Here is a 2,304-nt window from a genome sequence, read left to right as displayed (position 1 = left end):
ACTCAATACACGTCCACCGACTTCGACAAGTACTGCACGAAAAACAATATCCAACGATCATTAGGGCGCACTGGCATTTGTTTCGACAACGCAGTCGCAGAATCATTCTTCGCGAGCTACAAGAAAGAACTCATTCACACGCGCCCATGGCCCACTCTCAAAGCACTCAAAAAGAGCACATTCACCTGGATTGAGGAGTACTACAACAGAGCCCGACGACATTCCACACTGGGCTACTTGACACCAGCCGAGTACGAACTAGGATTCAGAGACATATACGAACTCGCCGCTTAATTGCAGTGGCCACTTTAGCGGGAACACTCCATCCCCGGTCCAGAGGCGATGTCAGCGGAGATCGCAAAGCGTCGCGCCGCGCATGCGGCGGGATCGGTAGTCCCATGGGCTGTCGTAGATCCCGAGTGGCCAGCCCGGCGCCCGCCTGCGCGACCCACGCGGCACAGAATCGCTCGTGGCCCACCTGGCCGCGCTGGACCATCCGCACATCAAGGCACCGGGTTGCTAGCCGCCCGGTCGGGAGTGCTCGGCTGGCCGGTCATGCGGGTCCGGCGAATACAAGGGTGCGCAGGAGTAGGCCCTCGAGGCGATCGAGCAACTCAGCGGCCCCGGCTTCAGGATGCGGGTGGTCCTGAGAGTGCATCAGCCCGACCGCCGCCTCTTGAGAAAAGAGGCACTCGGCTAACCCTTGACGCTGTTCTGCCGCGCAGTCGGCGTCCAAGGCCAAAGCGAGACGAGCGCGGACTTGGTCTCGCCGCGTGGCGGTGAGATTGGCGAGATAGGTGCTGATCACGGTGTCGGGATTGTCGTCGGAGTGTTGGGAGAGTAGGTCACGGAACACCTCTCGCGACTGCGCCGCAAGGCACTCGGAGACGGCGGTGATCAGGGCCGCGCGGGTGCGGTAGTAGTACGAGGTTGACCCTTTGGCGATGCCGAGCTTCGCGTCGATCGCCTGGTGAGTGACGGCATGGCTCCCGCCCCGGGCGGCGAGCGCGATCGCTGCCTGGCAGATCTGGTTCCGTCGGGATGGTCGAGTGGGCACCAGTTCACTCTACCCACCGATCCTCTAGCAAGATAGAGTCTCGCGGGTGTGGAGGTCATCAATGGGTGAGCGGACGACGGAATCGGTCGAACTCACGAGACGCCAAGGTGAAGTGCGGGACTCGATGAGCGGACGCAGCAACGTCTACGTCAATGGTCCCCCTGGCAGTGGCAAGACGACCTTGCTCAACGCGGTACACCTGGGAAGCCCCACATCGGTGAGGTGGCACTGCGCAGAGTTCTTCCGCGCGGTCCACGACCAGCTCCCCACGCATGGACGGGACCTGGATGCGACAGTGAAAGCGTTGACCGGACGGGCCGGTGCGGTGTTCTTCGACGAATTTCACGTTCACGACGTCGCCGACGCGATCTACCTCCATCGTGCGTTGAGATGGTGGTGTTCGCACCAGGTGCGGGTGGTTGCCACGTCGAACTACGCACCGGAAGGACTTCTTCCCAACCCCCTGCTGCATCACGCGGCCGAGCCAGTCATTGAGCACATCAGGGCTAGATTTTTGGTGGTGGACCTCGATGAGGGAATCGACCACCGCGACGCCGCCACCATCCGCGAAGACGGGTTCACATCCGGGCAATGGCTTCCACCGGTGCCTCACGAGCCGCCGACCACGTCACTCAATCTGGGCACCCGCGCACTGCCAGTACTACCGAGACCGATGGGGGTCAAAAAAATCGAAACAACCTTCTCCGCCCTGTGCGAGCGCCCATGGTCAGCAAATGACTACCTGGCTCTTCTTGCGGACCGGAACCCCCTTGTCATCCACGATGTCCCATATCCTGCGCAGATCGATCGCGAACCCGGCCAGCGCTTAGCCAATCTCGTCGACGTCGCATACGACCGCGATGTCCCGTTGACGATCCATTCCCTTGGAATACCTGACGACCTGCACGCATCGGCATTTCCTCCGTTGGACGTTGCTCGAACCGTCAGTCGACTCCGCAGCCTTGGTGCCTCTCAAGTCTGAACATCGGGCGATTCAGCAGATTCTCGGCTCTTCGCATCTAAGTGTGGGGTCAGGTCCGTAGCCCGCCGGCGATGAGGAGCATCCGCAGGCGGTAGTTGTCGCGGTTGCGGTAGCCGCGGGCCAGGCGCCGGGGGAGTTCGATGAGGCCGTTGATCGCTTCGGTTCTACCATTGTCGGATCGGTCAGTGGTCCCGTAGGCGAGGCAGGAGTCCTTCCACTTGCGAAGAGTGCGGCCGAGGCGGGCGATCTCTGGGMTCGGGCAGGA

At 61.7% G+C, this 2,304-nt stretch carries 3 protein-coding genes; 1 reads left to right on the top strand and 2 read right to left on the bottom strand.

The features are described 5' to 3' along the window. Positions 1 to 553 precede the first annotated feature (553 nt). Positions 554 to 1,057 carry a TetR family transcriptional regulator gene (locus G6R20_RS18410; protein WP_163377274.1) on the bottom strand — a complete coding sequence of 168 codons (504 nt, stop codon included), beginning with the start codon at positions 1,055 to 1,057 and terminating at the stop codon, positions 554 to 556. 61 nt (positions 1,058 to 1,118) lie between these two features. Here G6R20_RS18410 and zapE point away from each other — a divergent pair, with 61 nt between their 5' ends. Beyond that, a complete protein-coding gene (zapE, locus tag G6R20_RS18405) occupies positions 1,119 to 2,039 on the top strand; it encodes an AFG1/ZapE family ATPase (protein WP_163377273.1) in 921 nt (306 codons plus the stop codon). 49 nt (positions 2,040 to 2,088) lie between these two features. Here the strand turns inward: zapE and G6R20_RS18400 are convergent. Further along, on the bottom strand, positions 2,089 to 2,304 hold a 216-nt coding region (locus tag G6R20_RS18400; protein ID WP_163377272.1), incomplete at its 5' end, for a transposase.

This window comes from Dietzia sp. Alg238-R159 (genome assembly GCF_900537145.1).
Taxonomy (GTDB): Bacteria; Actinomycetota; Actinomycetes; order Mycobacteriales; family Mycobacteriaceae; genus Dietzia; species Dietzia kunjamensis.
Note: the sequence above shows the minus strand (reverse complement) of the source record. Positions and strands in the feature narration are given on the sequence as shown.